Raw genomic sequence first — 3052 nt, 5'->3', positions numbered from 1 at the left:
TTTTGGTTGCGGGGGTAGGATTTGAACCTACGACCTTCAGGTTATGAGCCTGACGAGCTACCGGGCTGCTCCACCCCGCGCCACTTGCCCGGATATTGTTTTGATCTGGGCTTTGTGTGTTATCGTTTCTGAGAGATTTTGGTTTGCTTGTTAGGTTTGGCGGTGACCTACTCTCCCACGTCTTGAGACGCAGTACCATCGGCGCAACGGTGCTTAACGGCCGAGTTCGGGATGGGATCGGGTGTTTCACTCGCGCTATGACCACCAAACCGAACAAGCAAACCCTTTTTCCCCTTTGATTGGGGAAAGGGTCAAACATCTTCATCCAGGTCAGGTGACTGTGTTGGTGTAGTTTCTGCTTTTGATTGATTGTAGGGCCATGAAGTCTGGCTTCTACTGGATCAAATCAAGCCTATCGGGCCATTAGTACCGGTCAACTGAACGCATTGCTGCGCTTACATCTCCGGCCTATCGACGAGGTGGTCTACCTCGGCCCTCAGGGATACCTTGTTTTGAGGGGGGCTTCCCGCTTAGATGCCTTCAGCGGTTATCCTTTCCGATCATAGCTACCCTGCACTGCGGCTGGCGCCACAACAGGTCCACCAGTGGATCGTTCACCCCGGTCCTCTCGTACTAGGGGCAACTCCTCTCAAGTATCCTACACCCACGGCAGATAGGGACCGAACTGTCTCACGACGTTCTAAACCCAGCTCACGTACCTCTTTAAACGGCGAACAGCCGTACCCTTGGGACCTGCTCCAGCCCCAGGATGAGATGAGCCGACATCGAGGTGCCAAACGGTGCCGTCGATATGGACTCTTGGGCACCATCAGCCTGTTATCCCCGGCGTACCTTTTATCCGTTGAGCGATGGCCCTTCCACTCGGGACCACCGGATCACTATGGCCGTCTTTCGACTCTGCTCGACTTGTCAGTCTCGCAGTCAGGCTGGCTTCTGCCATTGCACTCAACGAGCGATTTCCGACCGCTCTGAGCCAACCTTCGCGCGCCTCCGTTACGCTTTAGGAGGCGACCGCCCCAGTCAAACTACCCACCACGCAGGGTCCCGGACCCGGATAACGGGCCGCGGTTAGACTTCAAGCAGAGCAAGGGTGGTATCTCAAGGGAGGCTCCACAGGGACTGGCGTCCCTGCTTCGAAGCCTACCACCTATCCTGCACATGCTGTGCCTGAAGCCAGTGCGAAGCTGTAGTAAAGGTGCACGGGGTCTTTCCGTCTAACCGCGGGAAGCCTGCATCTTGACAGGCAATTCAATTTCGCTGAGTCGATGTTGGAGACAGCGGGGAAGTCGTTACGCCATTCGTGCAGGTCGGAACTTACCCGACAAGGAATTTCGCTACCTTAGGACCGTTATAGTTACGGCCGCCGTTTACCTGGGCTTCAATTCGGAGCTTGCACCCCTCCTTTTAACCTTCAGGCACCGGGCAGGCGTCAGACCCTATACGTCGTCTTGCGACTTCGCAGAGCCCTGTGTTTTTAGTAAACAGTCGCCACCCCCTGGTTTGTGCCCCCAGCTCCAAGTTGCCTTGGAACCGGGCCTCCTTCTCGCGAACTTACGGAGGTATTTTGCCGAGTTCCTTCAACATCGTTCTCTCAAGCGCCTTGGTATTCTCTACCAGTCCACCTGTGTCGGTTTAGGGTACGATCTCATGGAGGGCTATTTCCAGGAACCCGTTGGCTGCCCACACAATCCGATAAGTGTGAACAACGGCTCAGATCCGTCACATCCTCCTGGCCCAGGAATATTAACCTGGTTCCCATCGACTACGCCTTTCGGCCTCGCCTTAGGGGTCGGCTTACCCTGCTCAGATTAGCTTTAAGCAGGAACCCTTGGACTTTCGGCGACAGGGTCTCTCACCCTGTTTGTCGCTACTCATGTCATCATTCTCGCTAGTGATCACTCCACCGGATCGCTCACGCGCCGGCTTCACAGTAAAACCCGGTCCTCCAATGCGCCCGAAGACGCTAAGGAGGAATGGGTTTATTCACACTACGCTCCGCTACCATGCACTATGTGCATCCTCAGCTTCGGCTCATGGCTTGAGCCCCGTTACATCTTCGCCGCAGGACAACTTGTTTAGACCAGTGAGCTGTTACGCTATCTTTAAAGGATGGCTGCTTCTAAGCCAACCTCCTGGTTGTTTTGGTCGTCCCACCTGCTTTCCCACTTAGCCATGAATTAGGGGCCTTAGCTGGAGGTCAGGGTTGTTTCCCTCTCCACGACGGACGTTAGCATCCGCCGTGTGTCTGCCATCTAGTACTCCCGGGTATTCGGAGTTTGGTTAGGATCAGTAAGCCTGTGGGGCCCCATTACCCATCCAGTGCTCTACCCCCCGGGGTATTCGGATGACGCTCTACCTAAATAGATTTCGCGGAGAACCAGCTATCTCCGAGTTTGATTGGCCTTTCACCCCTAGGCACAATTCATCCCGACCTTTTTCAACAGGTGTGGGTTCGGACCTCCAGTAAGTGTTACCTTACCTTCATCCTGATCATGCCTAGATCACTCGGTTTCGGGTCTGATCCATCTAACTCATGCGCCCTATTAAGACTCGCTTTCGCTGCGCCTACACCTAACGGCTTAAGCTTGCTAGATAGACCAAGTCGATGACCCATTATACAAAAGGTACGCCGTCAGCTCTCAAGGAGCCTCCGACTGCTTGTAGGCGTTCGGTTTCAGGTACTGTTTCACTCCCCTCGTCGGGGTGCTTTTCACCTTTCCCTCACGGTACTGGTTCGCTATCGGTCAGTAAGGAGTACTTAGCCTTCGAAGGTGGTCCTCCGATCTTCAGACAGGATTTCACGTGTCCCGCCCTACTTAATACATCCCATCGAGCTTCCCATACGGGGCTGTCACCCGCTATGGCTGATCTTTCCAGATCATTCTGGTCACTCTCAAGGCTTGGCTGGTCCCCGTTCGCTCGCCGCTACTAGGGGAGTATCATATTGATTTCCTTTCCTCCGGGTACTTAGATGTTTCAGTTCCCCGGGTTTGCTCTTGAAGACCTATGTATTCAGTCAACAAGTACCTGT

1 tRNA gene and 2 rRNA genes are annotated in these 3052 nt (G+C 54.3%); all 3 read right to left on the bottom strand.

What is annotated here, in order from left to right:
- Nucleotides 1-3: 3 nt before the first annotated feature.
- A tRNA-Met gene (locus tag RBB16_RS20565) sits at nt 4-80 on the bottom strand.
- Nucleotides 81-154: 74 nt separating this feature from the next.
- A 5S ribosomal RNA gene (gene rrf, locus RBB16_RS20560) occupies nt 155-269 on the bottom strand.
- A 133-nt stretch (nt 270-402) separates the two neighbouring features.
- Nucleotides 403-3052: ribosomal RNA gene (locus RBB16_RS20555) — 23S ribosomal RNA — on the bottom strand; the annotation flags it as partial.

It is taken from the genome of Nioella sp. MMSF_3534, from assembly GCF_030732985.1.
In the GTDB taxonomy this organism is placed as follows: Bacteria; Pseudomonadota; Alphaproteobacteria; order Rhodobacterales; family Rhodobacteraceae; genus Nioella.
Note: the sequence above shows the minus strand (reverse complement) of the source record. Positions and strands in the feature narration are given on the sequence as shown.